The following is a 20122-nucleotide window of genomic DNA, read 5'->3' as shown; positions in this document are numbered from 1 at the left end:
CGGGTGGACCCGCCGCACCACAGCGGACACCAGTGACCAGTGATCGCGTGCGTCGCGTTCCGGCACTGGCGGCGCTTCAGGTCGCGCCTATGGTGCGTCGGTCGGGAGCGGCACCGTCCATTCCAGGAGGGTGCCGGTGGGCTCGTTCGATGTCAGCGTGAAGGTGCCGCCGAGATTCTCGGCGCGGGCGCCGATGTTGGCCAGACCGCTGCGGCGGGTGGTCGCGGGGTCGATGCCGCGGCCGTTGTCGGCCACCCGCAGCCGCAGGGTCGTACCGGTGGCTTCGACCCCGACCTCCATGGCGCTGGCGCCGGCGTGCCGGGCGGCGTTGGAAAGAGACTCGCGCAGCACCGCGAGCAGCTGTTCACGGTGGTCGTCGGGGACGTCGGTGTCCAACAGGCCGCTCATGCGCAGCGCGGGGGTGAAGCCGAGCGTCTCCGCCGCCTGGCCCACCTCGGCCACCAGCCGGGCACGCAGACCGGTGGCGCCGGAGCGGTCGCTCTCCCGCAGGGCATAGATGGTGGAGCGGACGACCTTGATCGTGTCGTCCAGGTCCTCCACCACCCGCTGGACGCGCTCGGCCACGTCAGGCCGGTCGGAGAGGCGGTTGAGGACCGACTGCAGACTGAGCCCACTGGCGAACAGGCGCTGGATGGCCAGATCGTGCAGGTCGCGGGCGATGCGGTCGCGGTCGTTCAGGACGAGCAACTGCTCGGCGTCGCGGCGGTGTTCGGCGATTTCCAGGGCGAGCGCGGCGTGGCCGGCGAACCCGGCGATCATCTCGACGGTGGCATCGGGGAACGCGGGGCCGCCCTGCTGGTTGGCGACCTGCAGGACGCCGCGGACGCGCTCGGGAGTGCCGAGCGGAATCAGGAACGCCGGACCCAGGTCCAGCACAGAGGCGCTCTCGGCCTCCGCGCGCGGATCCTGGGCGAGGGACGCGCTGACGATCGTCTCACCGGAGCCGAACACCTTGGCGGCCAGGCTGGTGCCGTCGGGCAGGGCCAGGCCCCGCAGCCGGTCGGCGTCGGTTCCGTCCGCCGCCTCGATGACCAGGTTTCCCGCGTCACCCACCGGCACCGCCAGGGTGGCCAGGTCCGCGCCGGCCAACTCCCGCACCGTGGCGGTGAAGGAGTGCAGGACCTCGGCGGGATCGGCGCCCGACAGCAGGGTGCGGGTCAGCTCACTGCTCGCCGCCAGCCAGCGCTCACGGCGGCGGGCGTCGTCGTAGAGCCGGGCGTTGTCGATCGCCACGCCGGCCGCCGCGCCGAGGGTGCGCAGCACTGCCTCGTCCTCCGCGTCGAACTGCGCCCCGCCGTTCTTCTCGGTCAGGTACAGGTTGCCGAAGATCCTGTCGCGGACCTGGACCGGGGTCCCGAGGAACGTGGTCATCGGGGGGTGTCCGGGCGGGAAGCCGACGGAGTCGGGGTGATCGCTCAGCACGGCGAGCCGCAGCGGCTGGGGCTTGCGGATGAGCAGGCCGAGGATGCCCTCGCCCAGCGGATAGTGGCCGATACGAGCGATGGTCTCCTCGTCCACTCCCACCGTGACGAACTGCTTGATGCCGCCCTCGTCGCCGAGGACCCCGAGCGCCCCGTAGCGGCAGTCGACCAGCTGCACCGCGGACTCCACGATCTGATGCAGCACCACGTCCAGGTCCAGGTCGCTGCCGATGGCCAGGACCGCGTCCAGCAGGGTGTGCACCCGGTTCTGGGTGCCGCGCACGCGCTTCACCTGGTCCTGCAGCTCCTCCAGCAGCGCGTCCAGGCGCAGCTGCGGCGTCGAGGAAACAGAGGCCGACGGAGCCTGCGGATCGGGTGCGCTCTGATCCATCCCTGTTCCCCTCACTCACTGCATCGCCGATCCCATCATGCCCGAGTGGCCCCTTACACAGTCGAGTGCATGTACTGAACAGGGCGGCCGTCCGCCCACCGGGGGGCACCGGCCCGGCCGATGAACAGGCCGGCCTATATCGGTGCCGCGGAGGCGGACACGACCACCGAGGGCATCCCCGCATACGCCTTCGGCCCCCGCAAGCGGGACGGCAAGGCACCGGTGCGCGACTTCGCCGGCCGCCGGGCGGTGGCCAGCCGCGGCGCGACCGCCTTCGAGCACAACCCGCACCTGGCCCTGCTCGGGACGCGGGAGGACCGGCCGAGGGACTGGCTGTGCGCCGGACAGGCGATGGAGCACGTCCTTCTCCTCGCGACCCACCACGGCCTGGCCACCTCCCTCACCTCGCACGCCCTGGAGTGGCCGGATCTGCGGGACCTGGCCCGCGACCCGCTGTCGGCCATGGGCCACGTCCAGATGGTCCTGCGCCTCGGCTACGGCCCGCAGGGCCCGGCCACGCCACGCCGGCCGGTGCGGGACGTACTGGACGTCGAATAGGTCGCTTCGGAGTCCGGTGCGCCCTTGTGCACCGCCGACGTTCGGCGGTGCGCAGGGGCAGGCCCGGTCAGGCGGGGCAGCCGGAGTCGGCGATCACGTAGTAGCCGGTGGAGGTCTCTTCGAGGGTGTGGGTGGTGAAGGTGTTGTACAGACCCATGTTCTGCTGGGAGCCGTTGGCGTAGGTGTAGCCGCCGCTCTGGTGGGCGCGGCCCGCGGCGACCTGGTCGTAGTTGTTCGCGGTGAAGCACTGAGGCTGGAAGCCGGTGGTGGTCGCCGACACGGCGGCGGAGGCGGCTCCGGCCTTGCCCGAGGAGTCGACGGCGGCGACGGTGTAGCTGTATCCGCTGCCGGAGGCGAGTCCGCTGTCCGTGTACGACGTGGAGGTCGTCGAGCCCGTCTTCGTACCGCCGCGGTAGACGTGGTACGACGCGGCGCCGCTGACGGCGTTCCACGACAGCGAGACGCTGGTGTCCGTGGTGCCGGTGACCTTCAGGCCGCCGGGTGCGGGCAGACTGCCGGTGCTACCGCCGGGGGTGCCGTCCAGGCCCCAGAACTTCGCCGTGTAGTAGCTGGAGCAGATGTAGTTGAGGTAGTACGTGCCGGCCGTGCCGCACTGGTCGGCCCCGGAGCCCGGGTTCACGGCGAGGCCGTGTGCCATGCCGGAGACGGTGAAGGTCTCGACGGCGGGGTGTCCGTCGGCGTCGTTGTACACGGCCTGGGTGGTACCGCCGGTGAGCGTGGTGGTCGACGACGGGGTCTGGCCGATGCCCCAGACGTTCGTCCACTGGTCGCGGGACTCGGTGGCGTTGGCCGGGTGGACGGTGGTGTCGCCGGAACCCTGCCAGACGGCCACCCGCGGCCAGGGCCCGCTCCAGCCGCCTGACGCGCTGCGGACCAGGTCGCCCCACTGCTGCGGGGTCTTGCTGACCGGGTTGTACTCGCAGGTGAGTCCGCTGGTGAGATCGGTGGCGCAGCCGGCCGGGATACCGGAGTCGATGGATCCGCCCGCGAAGACGTCGGGGTAGTCGGCGAGCATCACGGAGGTCATGGCGCCGCCGGCGGACAGCCCGGTGACATACACGCGGCCGGGGTCGCTGCCGTACTGAGCCTTGGCGTAGTCGACCATCTGCTTGATGGACAGGGCCTCGCCCTGGCCACGTGTGTAGTCCCCGGACTGGTACCAGTTGAAGCACGAGTTGGCGTTGTTGGCGCTGGAAGTCTGAGGGAAGACCAGTGCGAAGCCGTAGGAGTCGGCGTACTTGGGCCAGCCGGAATGGCTGTAGTAGTCGCTCGCGCTCTGGGTGCAACCGTGCAGGGCCACGACCACCGGAGCGCCGGAGGGCAGGTTGTCGGGGACGTACGTGTACATCGACAGGTTGCCGGGGTTGGAGCCGAAGCCGGTCACCTGGGTGAGCGACGCCGCCGATGCGCTCTGCGGCACGGCGAACAGGGCGAGGAGCAGGGCCAGCAGCCCGGCCCAGCAGGGGATGCGGGCGCGGTCACGAACCGACATGCGGTCCTCCCGTGGTGAGGGGTTGAGGGGCGGCCGCCGCCCCGGTCGTCCCTCCGGAGCGGGCGGTCCGCTGCACCGTAGAACCGCGACGGCCGCCCGCCATTGGGAGCGGACCACACTTCTCGATCACCTCGGGTGTTGGCCGTCTCCACTGCGCATCGCGTCAACCTCAATGCAGAACGCAGGAGTTGACCAGGTCGCCGGACGCGGGCCTGGGCACGACGCCGCTCGCCGGCGGGGCCGCCCGGTGTTCGACCCAGTCGGTCAGGGCGCCGAAAGCGGAGCGGTAGCAGGGCAGGATCGGGCGAAGCCGGTCTGGAAAGGTGTCGTACAGGCCGTCGACGTGGGTGCCGTCCTCGATCGTGTAAGAGCGGTGCAGACGGCCGCGGTGGCTGTCGTCGATCATACGTGTGTAGACGTCCGAATCCGTCGCGATCGGCAGCAAAGCGTCGAGCGAGCCGTGCAGGGTGATCATGGGTTTGCCGATCCTGCCGGTGAGCGAGATCCGCTCGACCGCCCCGTGCACGGAGCGCGGCCGCGACGCGTAGGCGTACGAGGCGTCCGACGCGCAGGGCGCGAGGATCTCGGCCGTGGTCGAACCGGCTGACGCCCCGGGGCACTTGGGGTCGTAGGAGGGGTCGACCTCGGCGCGGTACACCTTCTGCGTCAGGCCCCAGTAGACCGCCTCGTGGTACGGCCACAGGAACTCACTACCGGGGGCGAACCCGGCGGCGATCATGTCGTCGTGGGTGGCCCGGCCCGCCTGGTAGGCGACCGCGGTCGGCAGATAGGTGAGCAGGTTCGGTCCGTCGGGCGTCCAGAGCGCGCCCTCCCAGTCGACCCCGCCGTCGTACAGCTCGGGGTGGTTCTCCAGCTGCCAGCGGGTCAGATAGCCGCCGTTGGAGATGCCGGTCATGTACGTGCGGCGCGGGTGGTGCCCGTACGTCTGCCGGACGACGGTCTTCGCGGCACGCGTCAGCTCGGTGGTGCGCCGGTGCCATTCCGCGATCGCGTCACCCGGTCGCTTGCCGTCGGTGTAGAAATCGGGGCCGCTGTTGCCCTTGTCGATGGAGGCGAAGGCGTAGCCCTGGGCGATGACCCAGTCGGAGATCAGGATGTCGAGCGAGTACTGCTTGCGCGTCCCGGGCGCGCCGGTCACCACGAGGCCGCCGTTCCAGTGCTCGGGCAGCCGGATGACGAACTGGGAGTCGTGGTTCCAGCCGTGGGTCTTGTTCAGGTGCGAGGAGTCGGGGAAGTAGCCGTCGACCTGGATTCCGGGGACGCCGGTGGGGTTCTTGGTCCCCTTCGCGGCGAGTGAGGCCCAGTCCGCGGGGTCGGTGTAGGCGGTACCGGCGGTCGCTGCCGTGGTCATGTCGGGCAGACAGGCCGTGGTCTGGAACTCCGCACCGGGTACGGCGATGCGGCCTTGGCCCGTACAGGGGTGCGCCGATTCCGCCGTGGCGCTCGCGGACACGCCTGCCGTCGACAGGAGCACGGCGGACAACAAGGTGAGGGTGCGTCTCAGGTGCATGGTTCGGCCTCCGGGGCTCGATCGGGGTACGGATCAGGAGTCGAAGCGGGCGCGCAACGCCTTCTTGTCGAACTTGCCGACTCCGGTACGCGGGATGGCCTCGACGACCTCGATACGGTCCGGCAGCTGCCAGCGCGCGAAGCCTGCGGCCTCGAGGTGCGCCCGCACGCGCTCGAGGGTCACGGTGGCGCCCGGGCGCACGGCGACGCAGATCAGCGGACGCTCCTGCCACTTGGCGTCGGGAACGGCGATGACCGCGGCCTCGGCGACCTCGGGCAGGGCCATGACGGCGGACTCCATGTCCACCGAGGAGATCCACTCGCCGCCCGACTTGATGAGATCCTTCGCGCGGTCGGCGATGACGACATAGCCGTCCGGTGAGCCGACGGCGATGTCCCCGGTACGGAACCAGCCGTCCTCGGTGAACTGGGCGGCGCCCTCGCCGCCGAGGTAGGAATCGGCGATCCACGGCCCGCGCACCAGGAGATCACCCATCGAAGTGCCGTCCCAGACAAGGGAGTTGCCCGCCTCGTCACGGATGTCCATCTGCACACCGGGCAGCGGAAGACCGGCCCGGGTGCGCACCGCGTCGGTGATCCGCTCCTCGTCCCAGTCGCGCATCCGCTCCTTCGGCCACGCCAGACTGGCCAGTGGCGAGGTCTCGGTCATGCCCCACACCTGCACCAGAGGGATGCCGAAGTCGCGCCGATAGCGCTCGATCAGAGCTCGCGGCGGACGGGCGCCGCCGCACAGCAGATGCCGTAGCTCGGGGAGCCCGCCGTGGGCGGTGATCTCGTCGGCGACCGCCATCCAGATGGTGGGCACGCCCGCGGCGACCGTGACCCGCTCGGCGGCCATCAGCTCGACCAGCGCCGCAGGGTCCAGCGAGCCGCTGAGGAACACCTGCTTGGCGCCGTACGGAGTGGCGGTGTAGGGGACGCCCCAGGCGTTGGCGTGGAACATGGGCACGACCGGCAGCACACAGTCACCGGGGCCGATGGCCATGGCGGCCTGCGAGGACGCGGCGATGGCGTGCAGCACGGTCGAACGGTGGGTGTAGAGCACGCCCTTGGGACGTCCGGTGGTGCCGGAGGTGTAGCACAGGCCCAGCGGCGACCGCTCGTCGATGTCCCGGGGGCCATACGCGTCCGGCAGGCCGGCGATCAACTCCTCGTACGCCACCACCCCCGGCAGCGCGGTGTCCGACACCGCGTCGCCGAGCACGACGACATGCCGCACGCCGGCGAGGCCGCCCCGCGCGTGCACCTTCTCCAGCAGTGGCAGCAGATCGGGATCGGCCAGGATCGCGCGGTCGTCCGCGTGGCCGATGACGTACGCCAGGTCCTCGGGGGACAGCCTCAGGTTCAGGGTGTGCAGGACGCGCCCGGTGCAGGGCACAGCCCAGTAGGCCTCCAGATGCCGGTAGCCGTTCCAGGCGAGGGTGGCCACCCGATCGCCCGGCTCCAGACCGAGGGCGTCCAGAGCGTGCATCAACTGCTGGGCGCGGCGGGCGAATTCGGCGTACGTGTAACGGTGCACACGGCCGTCGGGCAGTCGCGTGACCACCTCGGTGTCGGGAAAGTAGCGCGGGGCATGGCCGAACAGCAGCCACGTGTTGAGCGGGGTCTCCATCATCGCCATGGCGCACATCGTCATCGTGGCGCGGGAACCGAGCGACGGAGGAAGACTCCAGACCGTCCCGCAGCGCAGTGGAGCAAGTCCCCACACCGGCGACGGGTGGCGCGACGCGGGGACGGAGAAAACCCACACCCACGCGAGGGCGGCTTGTGGAGATTCTCTCCGTAGCCGCTGCTCATGGCCGAACTTAACGTCTGCCCCACATCGGCATCCGTCGGTGCATCCCCCGCGTATCCGAGGCGTCATGAGACAACCGCGCGCCATCCTGGTCACGCAAGGCCTGTCCAAGGAGTTCCAGGGATTCCGCGCAGTGGACGCGGTGGACCTGAGCGTCGCCGAGGGCACGGTCCACGCGCTCGTCGGCCCCAACGGGGCCGGAAAGACCACCCTGTTCAACCTTCTGACCGGATTTCTCAGGCCGTCCGGCGGGCGCATCACCTTCGCCGGACACGACATCACCGGACGGCCGCCGGAGCGCATCGCCGGCCTCGGCGTCGCCCGCTCCTTCCAGGTCACCAGCCTCTTTGCGCAGATGACGGCACGGCAGCACGTCGAGCTCGCACTCCAGGCGGGCACCGGTCTCGGCCACCGGTTCTGGCGCACCGAGAAGCTGATGCGCCGCTTCTCCGGCCGCGCCCTCGAACTCCTGGACGACGTCGGACTCGCGCACCTCGCCGACCGGCCCGCCGGAAACCTTCCGTACGGACAAAAGCGCGCCCTGGAGCTGGCACTGGCCCTCGCCCTGGACCCCGCGCTGCTGCTGCTCGACGAGCCCACGGCCGGCATGGGCCTGGAGGACGTCGACCGCACCGTGGCCCTCGTCGACAGGATCCGCGAGGGACGCACCGTGGTGATGGTCGAGCACAACATGAGCGTCGTCGGCTCGCTCGCCGACACCGTCACGGTCCTGCAGCGCGGCGAAGTGCTCGTGGAGGGCCCCTACGACCGGGTCAAGACCGATCCACGGGTCGTCGAAGCGTACTTGGGGGCCGACGGTGCTTGAGATCAAGGGCCTCAGCGCCCGGTACGGCGAGGCCACGGCACTGGACGAGGTGTCCCTGCGGGTCGGCGAGGGCGAGGTCGTCACGCTCGTCGGCCGCAACGGCGCGGGCAAGACCACCCTGCTGCGCTGCGCCATGGGGCTGCACCGTGAGACGACCGGCAGGGTGACACTGGGCGACAAGGACATCACGGCAGCGCCCCCGCACCGCAGGGCGCGGCTCGGCCTCGGATACGTCCCCGACGACCGCGGCATCTACGCGGGCCTGTCCGTCGAGGAGAACCTGACCCTGCCGCCGGCCGCCCCGCGCTCCGCGTGGCCACTGACCCGGATCTACGACGCCTTCCCGGTGCTCGCCGCGCGCCGCCGCTTCCCCGGCGGCAAGCTCTCCGGCGGTGAACAGCAGATGCTCGCCCTCGCCCGGGTCCTGCGCGCCGGGGCGCGCGTGCTGCTGTGCGACGAGCCGACCGAGGGACTGGCCCCGGTCATCGTGCAGCAGATCGGCGAGATCCTGCGCGGGGCCAAGGACCACGGAGTGTCGGTACTGCTCGTGGAGCAGAACCTGCGCTTCGCCGCGACCGTCGCCGACCGCCACTACCTCCTTGCGCAGGGCCGGATCGTCGAGTCGCTCGACAACGCCGACGTGCGCCGACGCGAGGGCGAACTCCTCGCCTATCTCGGACTGTGACACCCCGTCACCTCCGCTCATTCGGGACGTACGCATCAGGAGGATGCAATGAAGCACAGGCTGTCGACGGTCGTGGCCACGGCCGCGGTGGGGGCACTGCTCGCGGGCTGCGGGGGCGGCGGACCGAGTTCCGGCGGCGGGAAGGTCAGCGACGACAAGATCGTGCTCGGTGTGCTCACCGACCTGTCCGGCGTGTACGCGGACATCGCGGGACCGAACTCGGTGCATGCCGTGCAGATGGCCGTCGACGACTTCAAGAAGAAGTACGGAGACAAGGCGGTCACCCAGAACATCGAGGTCATCAAGGCCGACCACCAGAACAAACCGGAGATCGCCAACACCCAGGCCCGGGAGATGTACGACCGCAAGAAGGCCGACGCGCTCTTCGACGTGCCGACCTCGTCGGCCGCGCTCGCGGTGCAGACCGTCGCAGGCCAGGCCAGGAAGCTGTACTTCAACACCGGCGCCGCCACCACGGAACTCGCCGGCAAGACCTGCAATCCGTACACCTACGAATGGGCCTACGACACCTACATGCTGGCGCACGGCACCGGCTCGGCGGTCACCGAACAGGGCGGCAAGAACTGGTACACGATCTACCCGGACTACGCGTTCGGGCAGGACATGCAGAAGAAGTTCGAGACGGCCATCGCGGGCGCGGGCGGCAAGGTCGTCGCCAAGGACCCCACGCCGTTCCCCAGCGACAACTACTCCACCTTCCTGCTCAAGGCGCCGGGCCTGAAGCCGAAGCCGGACGTGCTCGGGGCCCTGCAGGCGGGCGGTGACCTGGCCAACGTCGTGAAGCAGTACCAGCAGTTCAAGCTGAAGGACAAGGGCATCGAGCTGGCCATCGGCCTGCTCTTCGACAGCGACATCAAGGCCATCGGCGCGGACAAGCTGACCGGGACGATGTTCACCACGGCCTGGTTCTGGAACGTCGACGCCAAGGCCCAGGCCTGGGCCGACCGGTTCAAGGAGCGCACAGGGCGGCGGCCGACCTTCGTCCAGGCGGCCGACTACTCCGCGGCGACGCACTATCTGGAGGCCGCGCAGAAGGCGGGCAGCGACAAGGCGGCCGATGTCTCGAAGGAGCTGGACGGCACCAGCTTCAGCGACTTCTTCGCCCACAACGCCACCATCCGCGCCGAGGACCACCGGGTCGTCCACGACGCGTACCTGGCCAAGGTCAAGGACCCGGCCAAGGCGAGTGAGACCGGTGACTACACCGAGCCGGTCAAGACCATCCCCGCCGCCGAGGCATTCGACAAGCCCTCCCCGGACTGCCACCTCAGCTGATCACCAGGCCCGCCCGGCGCACCACGGGCGGGCCGCCGGTCGAAGACGGGACCCACCCATGACCTCGTTTCTCCAACAGGCCTTCAACGGGCTGGTCAGCGGCAGCTTCTACGCCCTGCTCGCACTCGGCCTCGCCGTCATCTTCGGCATGCTGCGCGTGGTGAACTTCGCCCATGGCGCGCTCTACATGCTCGGCGCGTTCGGCGCGGTCGCCCTCGCCGACAGCGCGGGGCTCGGCTTCTGGTGGGCGCTGCTGCTCGTGCCCCTCGCGCTCGCTGTCGTCGGCACCCTCCTCGAACGGTTGCTGATCCGCCGCCTGACGGCACTCGACCCGCTCTACAACTTCCTGCTCACCTTCGGCATCGCGCTGGTCTGCCAGGACCTGCTGCGCATGAAGTACGGCGCGCACTCCCAGCCGTACGAGCGCGGGCCCTTCACCGGCTCGATGGACCTGGGCCTGTTCGACTTCCCCCGCTACCAGGTGTTCGTGCTCGCCGTCTCGGTCACCCTCTGCCTGGCCGTGTGGCTGCTGCTCACTCGCACCCGGATCGGGACCATCGTGCGCGCCGCCACCGAACGCCCGGAGCTCACCAGGGCGTTCGGCATCGACACCGGGCGCTGGGTCACCCCGGTCTTCGGCTTCGGAGTCGGGCTCGCCGCCCTGGCCGGGGTGCTCGCCGCACCCATGCGGGCCGTCAACTCCGGTATGGGCAGTGACCTGATCATCACGGTGTTCGCGGTCGTCGTCATCGGCGGCCTCGGCTCCGTCTTCGGCTCTGTGCTCGCCGGCTTCACGATCGGCATGCTCCAGGCCCTCGGCAATCTGTATGTCCCCGTCCTGTCCCAGACCTCGGTCTATCTGCTGATGGCCGTCGTGCTGCTGATCCGGCCCGCCGGACTGTTCGGCAAGGAGGAACACGCGTGATCCTCGGCCTCCTCGAGAAGCTGCACGGCCGCCCCGCCTGGATCCGGTGGGGTGTGCTGACCACCGGGCTGCTCGTCGCCCTCGGCCTGCCCTGGGGTCTGTATCCGCCGGTCGCCACGGACATCCTCTGCTGGGGCCTGTTCGCGGTCGCCTTCGATCTGGTGCTCGGTCACACGGGCCTGCTGTCCTTCGGGCACGCGGCGTTCTGGGGCAGCTCCGCGTACGTCACCGGGCTGATCGCCCTCCACAGCGGACTGCCGTTCTACGCCGCCGTGTTGGGCGGCGCTGTGGCCGCCGCGCTGCTCGCCCTGCCCATCGGGTTCCTCGCGGTCCGGCGCAGCGGTATCTACTTCGCCATGGTCACCCTGGCCTTCGCGCAGATGGTGTACTTCATCGCCAACCAGTGGGGCGAGGTGACGGGGGGCGAGAACGGGCTGCAGGGCATTCCCCGTGATCTGCCGGGCTTCGACCTGTCGGACTCGTTCGTCTTCTACTACGCGGCCCTGCCGGTCGTGCTGCTCGGCCTCGGCGCGGCCTGGCGGATCGTGCACTCCCCGTTCGGCCGGGTGATCGCCGCCGTGCGCGACAACTCCGATCGCGTCCGGGCCCTGGGCTATCCCGCCGACCGTTACAAGCTCGTCGTCTTCACCGTCTCCGCGTTCCTGTCCGGCCTCGCGGGCGGGCTGTACGCGGTCAACCACGGTTTCGCCTCGCTGCAGGAGGTGTACTGGACGACCTCCGGCAAGGTCGTCGTGATGACGGTCCTCGGCGGCATCGGCACGCTGTGGGGCAGCCTGCTCGGTGCCGGCGCCATCGTCCGCCTGGAGGACTGGCTGTCCACCTCCGGTTTCGAGGAGACCGGCCTGGTCACCGGCGGCGTCTTCATCGTCGTCGTCCTGCTCTTCCGCCGGGGAGTGTGGGGCACGCTCGCGCACGCCCTGCGCTCCCGTACCGGGTCCCCGGGCCCCGACCTGGAACCACACCTGGAACACGACCACGACGACTCGTCGCAGCGGGTGCCGTCCTAGACCTGGGCAAGACAGTGCCGCGGCGGCGAACATCGCAGGCGGGCAGGCGTACCGGAACACTCAGGAGGCATCCCGTGGACTCGACGACCACGCACAGTCGGGCCGATCTGGAGCCTGCGGGGCGCCTGCTGCGCCTGTTGCGCGAAGGGGCCGCGCAGAGTGAGTACGAAGCCCTCCTCGACCGATGCCCCGCACAGGACCGGGCCCGGCTCGCCCTGCTCGTCGACGATGCCCTGCAGGTACGCGCACGCCTGGAGGAGCGCCGCCGCCGGGAGGCCGAGCTCGGTGCGCTCTACGAGACCGCGGGTGACCTGTCCTCCCTGCGTGATCTGGAGGCCGTGCTCCAGGCCATCGTCCGGCGGGCGCACGGCCTGCTCGGTACCGACGTGGCGTACCTGATGCTCAACGACGCCCAGCGCGGTGACACCTACATGCGGGTCACCGACGGGATACGCACGGACGCGTTCAAGCAGACCCGGCTGGCCATGGGCGCGGGCCTCGGCGGGCTCGTGGCCAAGACGGCGGTTCCTTACAACACCCCCGACTACTTCGCCGACCTGCGCTTCGAGCACAGCATCGACGACGTCGTACGCGCCGAAGGGCTGATCTCCATCCAGGGAGTGCCCCTCAAACTCGGCGAGAACGTGATCGGCGTCCTGTTCGCCGCCAACCGCCGGGTCCGCCCCTTCTCCGAGCACGAAGTGGCCCTGCTCGTCTCGCTCGCCAACCACGCCGCCATCGCCATCGAGAACGCCACGCTCTTCCAGGATGTGCGCAGAGCCGTCGACGAACTCACCGAGGCCAATACCGTCATCCGGGCCCACAGCGAGTCGATCGAACGCGCCGCCGCCCTGCACGAGCGGCTCACCACCATCGTTCTCGACGGCGGAGGGATGGCCGACGTGGCGCAGACCCTGGCCGAAGTCCTGGGCGGCGGCATCCTCGTCCTGGATCCCCGCGGCCGCACCATGGCCGCCGCCGGCGACGACCCTCTGGTGGGACAGGCCCGCGCCGAAGGGGTACTTCCGGAAGCGTGCCCCGCCGCCCACGCGGTCCGCGACGCCCGCGTACTGAGCACCGACGCCCGTCGTACCCGCCGCATCCCGGCCGGCGCCGACGGATCCGCCGCCTGTGCCACTCCCATCGTCGCCGGCAGCGAACTCCTGGGCGTTCTGCTGCTCGTGCGCGACCACCTGGACGCCTCGGGCGTGCGTTCCCTCGAGCGTGCCGCGCTCGTCACGGCACTGATGCTGCTGAGCGAACGCACCGTCGCCGAGGCCGAGCACCGGCTGCGCGGCGAGATCCTCGAGGATCTGCTCGGCTCCCCGCACCGGGACCCGGAAGGACTGCGGCGCCGGGCCGTCCTGGTGGGCCTCGACCTGCATCGCCCGCACACCGTGTTCGCCGCCCGCTGTCGTGACAGCACCCAGCGCCGACGCATCGCCGATGCGGCGGCCTCCTACGCCGCCCATGCCCGGGGTTTCGCGGGGGAATACCGGGGTGACACCGTCGTCCTCCTGGCGCAGGACCCGCATCCGGACGAGGCCGCCCGCATCCTGGCCGACCACTTGTCGCGTGCCGTGGACCACCCGGTCACGGTCGGTGCCGCGACAGCCGCGCCCGGCGTGGACGCCATCGTCGAAGCACACCACGACGCTGCCCGCTGCCTGGATGTCCTGCTCGCGCTCGACCGTGACGGAGAAGGTGCCTCTCCCGGCGAACTCGGCGTCTACGGGCTGCTGTTCCACCAAGCGGGCCGCGAGGAGTTGCACCGCTTCGTGCGCCGTACGATCGGCCCCGTCCTCGACTACGACAGTCGGCGCGGCGGCGAGCTCGCCCGCACTCTGCTCACCTACTTCGCCTGCGACACCGGCCTGGGCCGCACGGCCACCGAGCTCTACATCCACGTCAACACGCTCTACCAGCGCATCGACCGGATCACCTCGTTGCTCGGCCCGCACTGGCGCCATGGCGACCAGGCGCTGCAGGTGCATCTCGCCCTCAAGATCCATACGGTCCTGTCCGCTGCGTGATCAGCGGCCGGCGCCCTTTCACAGGGATTCCTCCTGCGCAACGTCAGGGCGTCCTTCGTGGTTCAGGCGGACGGGCCGGCCAGCCACAGGTCGGGGCCGAAGACCTCGTACCGGATGCGCCGTGCCGGAACTCCGGTGCGCAGCAACTGGCCGCGCACGTCACGCATGAACGGCAGCGGGCCGCACAGGAACACCGTGGCGCCGTCGGGCAGTTCGACTCCGTCGAGGTCCATCAGGCCGACGCGGGCGGCGGGTTCCTCCGGTCCGGGGTGCTCGTACCAGAAGACGGCGCGGGCGGCGGGCAGTCGCTCGCCGAGGTCCCGTGTCTCGGTGCGCAGGGCGTGTTCGGCAGGGGAGCGGTCGGCGTGCAGGACGAGGACCGGGCGGGTAGACCCGAGGGCGGCGAGATGGGCCAGCATGCCCGTCATGGGGGTGCAGCCGATGCCCGCCGAGACCAGCACGAGCGGGACGGTGGCGTCGGCCGGGTCGTCGAGGACGACATCGCCGAAGGGCGGGGAGAGCGTGAGCTCGTCGCCCGTGCGCACCGTGTCGTGCAGCAGGTTGGAGACCTCGCCGTCCGGCCCGTCGGCCGTCCCGGCGACCCGCTTCACCGTGATCCGTCGCAGGTCCCCGCCCGGGTCCGAGGACAGGGTGTACTGGCGCAGCTGGTGGACGCCGTCCGGCAGCTGGACGCGCACGCTCACGTACTGGCCGGCCCGGGCCTCCGGAGCGGGTTCGCCGTCGGCCGGACGCACCACGAAGGACACCACGTCCGGGGTCTCGTCGCGGCGCTCGGCGACCGTCCACTGCCGCCAGATCCGGCCGGGTGCGACGCCCGCGTCCTGATACAGACGGGCCTCCTGGCCGATCAGGGCGCCGGCCATCAGCCAGTACACCTCGTCCCAGGCGGCGGCCACCTCCGGGGTGACCGCCTCGCCGAGGACCTCGGCTATCGCGCCGAACAGGTATTTGTGCACGATCGTGTACTGATCGTCGGTGACCCCGACAGCGGCGTGCTTGTGGGCGATACGGCTCAGCAGGGCGTCGGGCCGGACGTCCGGCTCCTCCAGCAGCGCGGTCGCGAACGCGGCGATCGAGCCGGCCAGGGCGCGGCGCTGGGCTCCGCTGGCCTGGTTGCCGCGGTTGAACATCCCGTCGAGCAGCTCCGGCCGGTCGCGGAACATGGCGCCGTAGAAACGGCTGGTGATCTCGTCGAGCGACTCGGCCACGACGGGCAGGGTGGCCCGCACCAAGGCGGCGGACTCTGCGGACAGCATGAAACCTCCCGGGGAAGGGGGATGAGGGGGAAGCCGGCCGCGTCGAAGGGGGCGGCGGTCTTCTGTGTAGCAGGCACCGGCCCGTGTTTCGGCCTCGTTTCGCGCCGCCGGGCGAAGAGGGGCCGAACGGCCCCATCGACTCGGGCACATCGGCCCCAGGGGCCATCTCGTGACGGGGCCGGACGGCGCCGCACCGGGCTCCCGACGGCCCTGTCCGCCCCGTCCGCCGCGGGGACGAGCATCGGAACCGGAGGCGGCCGGGACCGGCACGGGGTGGCGGCGTCGGCGCTGTCGGTCGTCAAGCTGCCGTACGAGCAGGCCCGCGACGGCATCTCACTGACCACGACGATCACCCGGAGGGGTTGGGGCACGACCCGGCCGAGCGGGCGGGCAACCTGGTCGGCATCCTCGACGCGTACCCACGGATGGGGTCGTCCGGGGGCCCGGGCGGGGGCCGACCGGCCCTGTCCCCCGGCGTGGCGGGGGGCTCAGGGTGGAAGCAGTACGGACCGGCACGTGACTTCGATCCGGAAGGAAATCCCACCATGTCCGACGTCCTACCGCTACAGACGCCCGCCCCGATCACGGACGGGGAACTGCAGGCCCTGGACGCCCACTGGCGTGCCGCGAACTATCTGGCCGTCGGTCAGATCTACCTGATGTCCAATCCGTTGCTGACCGAGCCGTTGCGTCCGGAGCACGTCAAGCCGCGGCTGCTCGGCCACTGGGGCACGTCCCCGGGCCTGAACCTGGTCCACACCCACCTCAACCGTGTCATCAAGGCACGCGGCCAGGACGCCCTGTGCATCTGGGGTCCCGGGCACGGCGGCCCCGCGGTGCTGGCCAACTCCTGGCTGGAGGGCAGCTACAGCGAGACCTATCCGGACGTGAGCCGCGACCGGGCGGGCATGGAGCGGCTGTTCAGGCAGTTCTCGTTCCCGGGCGGCGTGCCGAGCCACGTCGCACCCGAGACGCCGGGCTCCATCCACGAGGGAGGCGAACTCGGCTACTCCCTGTCGCACGCGTACGGTGCCGCCGTCGACAACCCTGATCTGCTGGTGGCCTGCGTGATCGGCGACGGTGAGGCGGAGACGGGCCCGCTCGCGGCCTCCTGGCACTCGAACAAGTTCCTCGACCCGGTGCACGACGGTGCGGTCCTGCCGATCCTTCACCTCAACGGGTACAAGATCGCCAATCCGACCGTGCTGGCCCGGATTCCCGAGCCCGAACTCGACGAGCTGCTGCGCGGATACGGTCACGTGCCGATCCACGTCACCGGCGACGACCCGATGACGGTGCACCGCGCCATGGCCGCCGCCCTCGACGACGCCCTGGACCGCATCGCGCTCATCCAAAGCACCGCGCGCGAGGAGGGCATCGGCGAGCGGCCCCACTGGCCGGTGATCGTGCTGCGCACCCCCAAGGGCTGGACCGGGCCGGCCGAGGTCGACGGCCTTCCCGTGGAGGGAACGTGGCGCGCCCACCAGGTCCCGCTGGCGGCCGTGCGCGACAACCCCGAGCACCTGCGGCAGCTGGAGACCTGGCTCCGGTCGTACAAGCCCGAGGAGCTCTTCGACGCGCACGGCCGTCCCCGCGAGCAGGTGCTGGCCTGCGTTCCCGAGGGTGCCCGGCGCCTGGGCGCCACCCCGCACGCCAACGGCGGACTGCTGCTGCGCGAGCTGCCGCTTCCGCCGCTGGAGCGTTACGCCGTCCCGGTGGACAAGCCCGGCGCGACCCTGCATGAGCCCACCCGGGTCCTCGGCGACCTGCTGGAGCACGTCATGGAGTCCACCGGTACGCGCCGTGACTTCCGGCTCGTCGGCCCGGACGAGACCGCGTCCAACCGGCTCCAGGCCGTCTTCGACGCGAGCGGCAAGGCCTGGCAGGCCCAGACCCTGGAAGTGGACGAACACCTGGACCGGCACGGCCGGGTCATGGAGATCCTCTCCGAACACACCTGCCAGGGCTGGCTGGAGGGCTATCTCCTGACCGGCCGGCACGGACTGTTCTCCTGCTACGAGGCCTTCGCGCACATCGTGGACTCGATGGTCAACCAGCACATCAAGTGGCTGCGCGTCACCCGTCGGCTGCCCTGGCGCGCGCCCATCGCCTCCCTCAACTACCTGCTCACCTCGCACGTGTGGCGCCAGGACCACAACGGCTTCTCGCACCAGGACCCCGGTTTCGTCGACCACGTCCTGAACAAGAGTCCCGAGGTCGTACGGGTCTATCTGCCGCCGGACGCCAACACACTGCTGTCGGTCGCCGACCATGTGCTGCGCAGCCGCGACTACGTCAACGTCGTCGTCGCCGGCAAGCAGCCCTGCTTCGACTGGCTCACCATGGACCAGGCCCGGGCCCACTGCGCCCGGGGCGCCGGGATCTGGGAGTGGGCCGGCACGGAGAACGGCGAACGGGAGCCGGACGTGGTGCTCGCCGCCGCCGGCGACGTCCCCACCCAGGAGGTGCTGGCCGCCGCGCAGCTGCTCCGCACCCATCTGCCGGAACTGGTCGTGCGGGTCGTCAACGTCGTCGACCTGGCCCGGCTGCTGCCCGCCGAGGAGCACCCGCACGGGATGCCCGACGCGGAGTACGACGCGCTGTTCACCCGCGACAAGCCGGTGATCTTCGCCTATCACGGCTACCCGTGGCTGATCCACCGTCTGGCCTACCGCCGGGTCGGTCACGCGAATCTCCATGTGCGCGGCTACAAGGAGATCGGCACCACGACCACGCCGTTCGACATGGTGATCCGCAACGACCTGGACCGCTACCGCCTGGTGATGGACGTCATCGACCGCGTCCCGGGCCTGGCCGTACGGGCCGCCCCCGTACGGCAGTTGATGGAGGACACCCGGCTGCGCCATCACGACTGGATCCGCGAGCACGGCACCGACCTGCCCGAGGTCGCGGACTGGACCTGGGGCAGCTGACCGGCCCTTCGCCGGCCGCACCCCCTGGCTGCTCCGCAACAGCCGGCCCGGACCGGGCGCCACCGCAGCGACGCGATGGCGCCCCGATCGCATGACCGCGGGCTCCCGCCGCTGCCCCGCGCGGCCGGCGTCCCTCGGCGCATGGGCCGGTCGGCCCCGGCCGGGGACCAGCGACCTCTCCTGTCGCACGGTCCCCGGCGAGAGACTGAAAGTGCATCCTCTGAAGGAGGTCCTCCCCATGCCCCGCAATGTCACCGCAGGCCTGGACGGCACGCCCGAGAGCCTTGCCGCGGCCGACTGGGCCGCCCGCGAAGCGCTGCTTCGTGACCTACCCCTGCGCCTCGTACACGCCTGGAAGTGGCAGCCCTACACGTACGCCCCGCTGGGCGGGGTCTCTTTGCCACCGGAAGCGATGGACACTGAGCGGACCTGGGTCAAGCGCCTGCTGGACGAGGCCGAGGCCGAGCTCTCGGGCCGCTATGCCGACCTGCGGATCAGCACCGGCGAGGTTGCGGAGCAGCCGGTCCCCGCGCTGCTGGCCGCCGCCGAGGAGGCCGAGGTGCTGGTGCTCGGGTCGCGTGGGCTGAGCGGAGTCACCGGGTTCCTGGTCGGCTCCGTCGCACTGGCCGTCGTAGCCCGCGCCGAGCGGCCGGTCGTCCTCGTTCGCGCCGGTGAGTGCGCCGAGGACGAGCATCGGCCGGACGCCGTCGGGATCGTGTCCGCTGCCACCCCGTACCGCGACATCGTGCTCGGACTGGACCTGGAGAATCCCGACGACAGCTTGATCGAGTACGCGTTCGACGCTGCCGCGCGCCGCGCGGCGAACCTGCGCGTCATCCACGCCTGGACCCTGCCGCCCTACTACGCCGGCTACGGAGGGGCTCTCGACCCCGAGCTCACCGCCGAACTGGCCGCGCGGGTGCGGCGCAGGCTGACCGACGCGCTGCGGCCCTGGCACGAGAAGTTCCCCGGAGTGGAGGTGAACGAACACGCGCTGATCGGCGGTGCGGGCTCCCACCTGGTGGACGCCTCTCGCGACGCGGCGCTGGTCGTCGTCGGACGCAGGAACCGGCACACGCCGGTCGGCAGCCATGTCGGCCCGGTGGCCCAGGCGGTGCTGCACCATGCCGCCGTACCGGTCGCGGTGGTGCCGCACGACTGACCCACTCTCTGTACGCGTACGGGCCCCGGGAGCGACATTCCCGGGGCCCGTACGCGTCTGCGCCATCGATCGGGGCAAGGCCGTGGCGTGGGCGGCGACCCGCGGACCGCAGGGCTCAGGCGTCGCGGACCGAGCAGCGTTCAGGCGTTGGCGGATTGGTCCGCGTCGGTGAGCAGGATGCCGGTGACGAGGTCGGGGTGGATGCGGACGGCATAGTCCATCGTCTGCTGCACCCAGGGGTGCAGCATGGCCTGGTAGCGGGCCAGCTCCTGCGGGTCGGTCACCAGGTGGGCGTAGCCGGTGGCCACGACGCTCCAGCCGAGGTGCGTGTCGGGGTCGATGGTGTCGGCTTCGTAGGCGACGACGACGCCGGGCGGGCCGTTCTGCCGGGTGTGCGACGTCAGCGCCGCTCCCTCGTGGGTGCGGATGATGATGTCGCCGTCGTCCAGTACGTGATTGACCGGGCGGACGGTCGGCAGCGCGTGCCGGGTGAAGACGATCCTGCCCAGCGACACGCTGCCGAGCAGCCGCAGGGCTTCGGCGCTGTCGAGCTCGACGCTCTGACGAGGCCCTGGGGAGGCCGCCTGTCCCTTGTGGATTCCCATGATCAACTTCCCGATGGACTCGTCGCTCACTCCATGCCTCCGACTACGGCATCCCTGCCTTCCCTTCGGTGGGCCGGGGACCTGACACGGCATACGGACGGG

At 70.8% G+C, this 20122-nt stretch carries 14 protein-coding genes and 2 pseudogenes; 10 read left to right on the top strand and 6 right to left on the bottom strand.

Annotated features, from left to right (window positions below):
• Nucleotides 1-87: 87 nt before the first annotated feature.
• On the bottom strand, nt 88-1833 hold the full coding sequence (locus ACFY0T_RS29205) for a GAF domain-containing protein (RefSeq protein WP_388876706.1): 1746 nt from the start codon (nt 1831-1833) through the stop codon (nt 88-90).
• 150 nt (nt 1834-1983) lie between these two features.
• Between ACFY0T_RS29205 and ACFY0T_RS29200 the strand changes: the two are divergent.
• Nucleotides 1984-2391: pseudogene (locus tag ACFY0T_RS29200) on the top strand (nitroreductase); the annotation flags it as partial.
• A gap of 67 nt (nt 2392-2458) precedes the next feature.
• Here ACFY0T_RS29200 and ACFY0T_RS29195 read toward each other — a convergent pair.
• The 3 genes from ACFY0T_RS29195 to ACFY0T_RS29185 form a co-directional block, all read right to left on the bottom strand.
• Nucleotides 2459-3904 carry a PHB depolymerase family esterase gene (locus ACFY0T_RS29195; RefSeq protein WP_388876702.1) on the bottom strand — a complete coding sequence of 482 codons (1446 nt, stop codon included), beginning with the start codon at nt 3902-3904 and terminating at the stop codon, nt 2459-2461.
• Between the two features lie 169 nt (nt 3905-4073).
• On the bottom strand, nt 4074-5435 hold the full coding sequence (locus ACFY0T_RS29190) for a tannase/feruloyl esterase family alpha/beta hydrolase (RefSeq protein ID WP_388876699.1): 1362 nt from the start codon (nt 5433-5435) through the stop codon (nt 4074-4076).
• A gap of 33 nt (nt 5436-5468) precedes the next feature.
• The gene (locus ACFY0T_RS29185) at nt 5469-7076 is read right to left on the bottom strand and encodes a long-chain fatty acid--CoA ligase (RefSeq protein WP_388876696.1); all 1608 of its coding nucleotides are present in this window, start codon (nt 7074-7076) and stop codon (nt 5469-5471) included.
• Nucleotides 7077-7317: 241 nt separating this feature from the next.
• Between ACFY0T_RS29185 and ACFY0T_RS29180 the strand changes: the two genes are divergently transcribed.
• From ACFY0T_RS29180 to ACFY0T_RS29155, 6 genes are all read left to right on the top strand, one after another.
• The gene (locus ACFY0T_RS29180; RefSeq protein WP_388876693.1) at nt 7318-8076 is read left to right on the top strand and encodes an ABC transporter ATP-binding protein; all 759 of its coding nucleotides are present in this window, start codon (nt 7318-7320) and stop codon (nt 8074-8076) included.
• Nucleotides 8069-8761, top strand: coding sequence for an ABC transporter ATP-binding protein (locus ACFY0T_RS29175; RefSeq protein WP_388876690.1), 693 nt, complete (start codon nt 8069-8071; stop codon nt 8759-8761). The genes ACFY0T_RS29180 and ACFY0T_RS29175 overlap by 8 nt, the downstream gene beginning before the upstream one ends.
• A gap of 48 nt (nt 8762-8809) precedes the next feature.
• Nucleotides 8810-10057, top strand: a complete 1248-nt coding sequence (locus tag ACFY0T_RS29170) for an ABC transporter substrate-binding protein (protein ID WP_388876687.1) — start codon at nt 8810-8812, stop codon at nt 10055-10057.
• A 58-nt stretch (nt 10058-10115) separates the two neighbouring features.
• A complete protein-coding gene (locus ACFY0T_RS29165; protein WP_388876684.1) occupies nt 10116-10982 on the top strand; it encodes a branched-chain amino acid ABC transporter permease in 867 nt (288 codons plus the stop codon).
• Nucleotides 10979-12010, top strand: coding sequence for a branched-chain amino acid ABC transporter permease (locus ACFY0T_RS29160; protein ID WP_388876680.1), 1032 nt, complete (start codon nt 10979-10981; stop codon nt 12008-12010). Before ACFY0T_RS29165 ends, ACFY0T_RS29160 begins: the two co-directional genes overlap by 4 nt.
• Before the next feature lie 74 nt (nt 12011-12084).
• A complete protein-coding gene (locus ACFY0T_RS29155; protein WP_388876677.1) occupies nt 12085-14043 on the top strand; it encodes a helix-turn-helix domain-containing protein in 1959 nt (652 codons plus the stop codon).
• 62 nt (nt 14044-14105) lie between these two features.
• Here the strand turns inward: ACFY0T_RS29155 and ACFY0T_RS29150 are convergent, their stop codons facing one another.
• Nucleotides 14106-15320 carry a globin domain-containing protein gene (locus tag ACFY0T_RS29150; protein ID WP_388876673.1) on the bottom strand — a complete coding sequence of 405 codons (1215 nt, stop codon included), beginning with the start codon at nt 15318-15320 and terminating at the stop codon, nt 14106-14108.
• Between the two features lie 159 nt (nt 15321-15479).
• On the opposite strand from ACFY0T_RS29150, the pseudogene ACFY0T_RS29145 reads away from it, so the two are divergent.
• The 3 genes and pseudogenes from ACFY0T_RS29145 to ACFY0T_RS29135 all read left to right on the top strand — a co-directional run.
• Nucleotides 15480-15751, top strand: a pseudogene (locus ACFY0T_RS29145) (glycine radical domain-containing protein); the annotation flags it as partial.
• A 114-nt stretch (nt 15752-15865) separates the two neighbouring features.
• A complete protein-coding gene (locus tag ACFY0T_RS29140) occupies nt 15866-18253 on the top strand; it encodes a phosphoketolase (RefSeq protein ID WP_388876845.1) in 2388 nt (795 codons plus the stop codon).
• A 238-nt stretch (nt 18254-18491) separates the two neighbouring features.
• Complete coding sequence (locus ACFY0T_RS29135) at nt 18492-19415, top strand: universal stress protein (RefSeq protein WP_388876670.1); 924 nt, start codon at nt 18492-18494, stop codon at nt 19413-19415.
• 140 nt (nt 19416-19555) lie between these two features.
• Here the strand turns inward: ACFY0T_RS29135 and ACFY0T_RS29130 are convergent, their stop codons facing one another.
• The gene (locus ACFY0T_RS29130; RefSeq protein ID WP_388876842.1) at nt 19556-20020 is read right to left on the bottom strand and encodes a pyridoxamine 5'-phosphate oxidase family protein; all 465 of its coding nucleotides are present in this window, start codon (nt 20018-20020) and stop codon (nt 19556-19558) included.
• Nucleotides 20021-20122: the final 102 nt, after the last annotated feature.

Origin of the sequence: Streptomyces sp. NPDC001530 (genome assembly GCF_042894545.1) — a bacterium.
Classification (GTDB): domain Bacteria; phylum Actinomycetota; class Actinomycetes; order Streptomycetales; family Streptomycetaceae; genus Streptomyces.
Note: the sequence above shows the minus strand (reverse complement) of the source record. Positions and strands in the feature narration are given on the sequence as shown.

Excerpts from the sequence above, each read along its gene's own strand:
- ACFY0T_RS29205 (WP_388876706.1), bottom strand. The coding sequence starts at position 1,833 with ATGGATCAGAGCGCACCCGATCCGCAGGCTCCGTCGGCCTCTGTTTCC.
- ACFY0T_RS29195 (WP_388876702.1), bottom strand. The coding sequence starts at position 3,904 with ATGTCGGTTCGTGACCGCGCCCGCATCCCCTGCTGGGCCGGGCTGCTG.
- ACFY0T_RS29190 (WP_388876699.1), bottom strand. The coding sequence starts at position 5,435 with ATGCACCTGAGACGCACCCTCACCTTGTTGTCCGCCGTGCTCCTGTCG.
- ACFY0T_RS29185 (WP_388876696.1), bottom strand. The coding sequence starts at position 7,076 with ATGGCGATGATGGAGACCCCGCTCAACACGTGGCTGCTGTTCGGCCAT.
- ACFY0T_RS29180 (WP_388876693.1), top strand. The coding sequence starts at position 7,318 with ATGAGACAACCGCGCGCCATCCTGGTCACGCAAGGCCTGTCCAAGGAG.
- ACFY0T_RS29170 (WP_388876687.1), top strand. The coding sequence starts at position 8,810 with ATGAAGCACAGGCTGTCGACGGTCGTGGCCACGGCCGCGGTGGGGGCA.
- ACFY0T_RS29165 (WP_388876684.1), top strand. The coding sequence starts at position 10,116 with ATGACCTCGTTTCTCCAACAGGCCTTCAACGGGCTGGTCAGCGGCAGC.
- ACFY0T_RS29150 (WP_388876673.1), bottom strand. The coding sequence starts at position 15,320 with ATGCTGTCCGCAGAGTCCGCCGCCTTGGTGCGGGCCACCCTGCCCGTC.
- ACFY0T_RS29140 (WP_388876845.1), top strand. The coding sequence starts at position 15,866 with ATGTCCGACGTCCTACCGCTACAGACGCCCGCCCCGATCACGGACGGG.
- ACFY0T_RS29135 (WP_388876670.1), top strand. The coding sequence starts at position 18,492 with ATGCCCCGCAATGTCACCGCAGGCCTGGACGGCACGCCCGAGAGCCTT.
- ACFY0T_RS29130 (WP_388876842.1), bottom strand. The coding sequence starts at position 20,020 with ATGGGAATCCACAAGGGACAGGCGGCCTCCCCAGGGCCTCGTCAGAGC.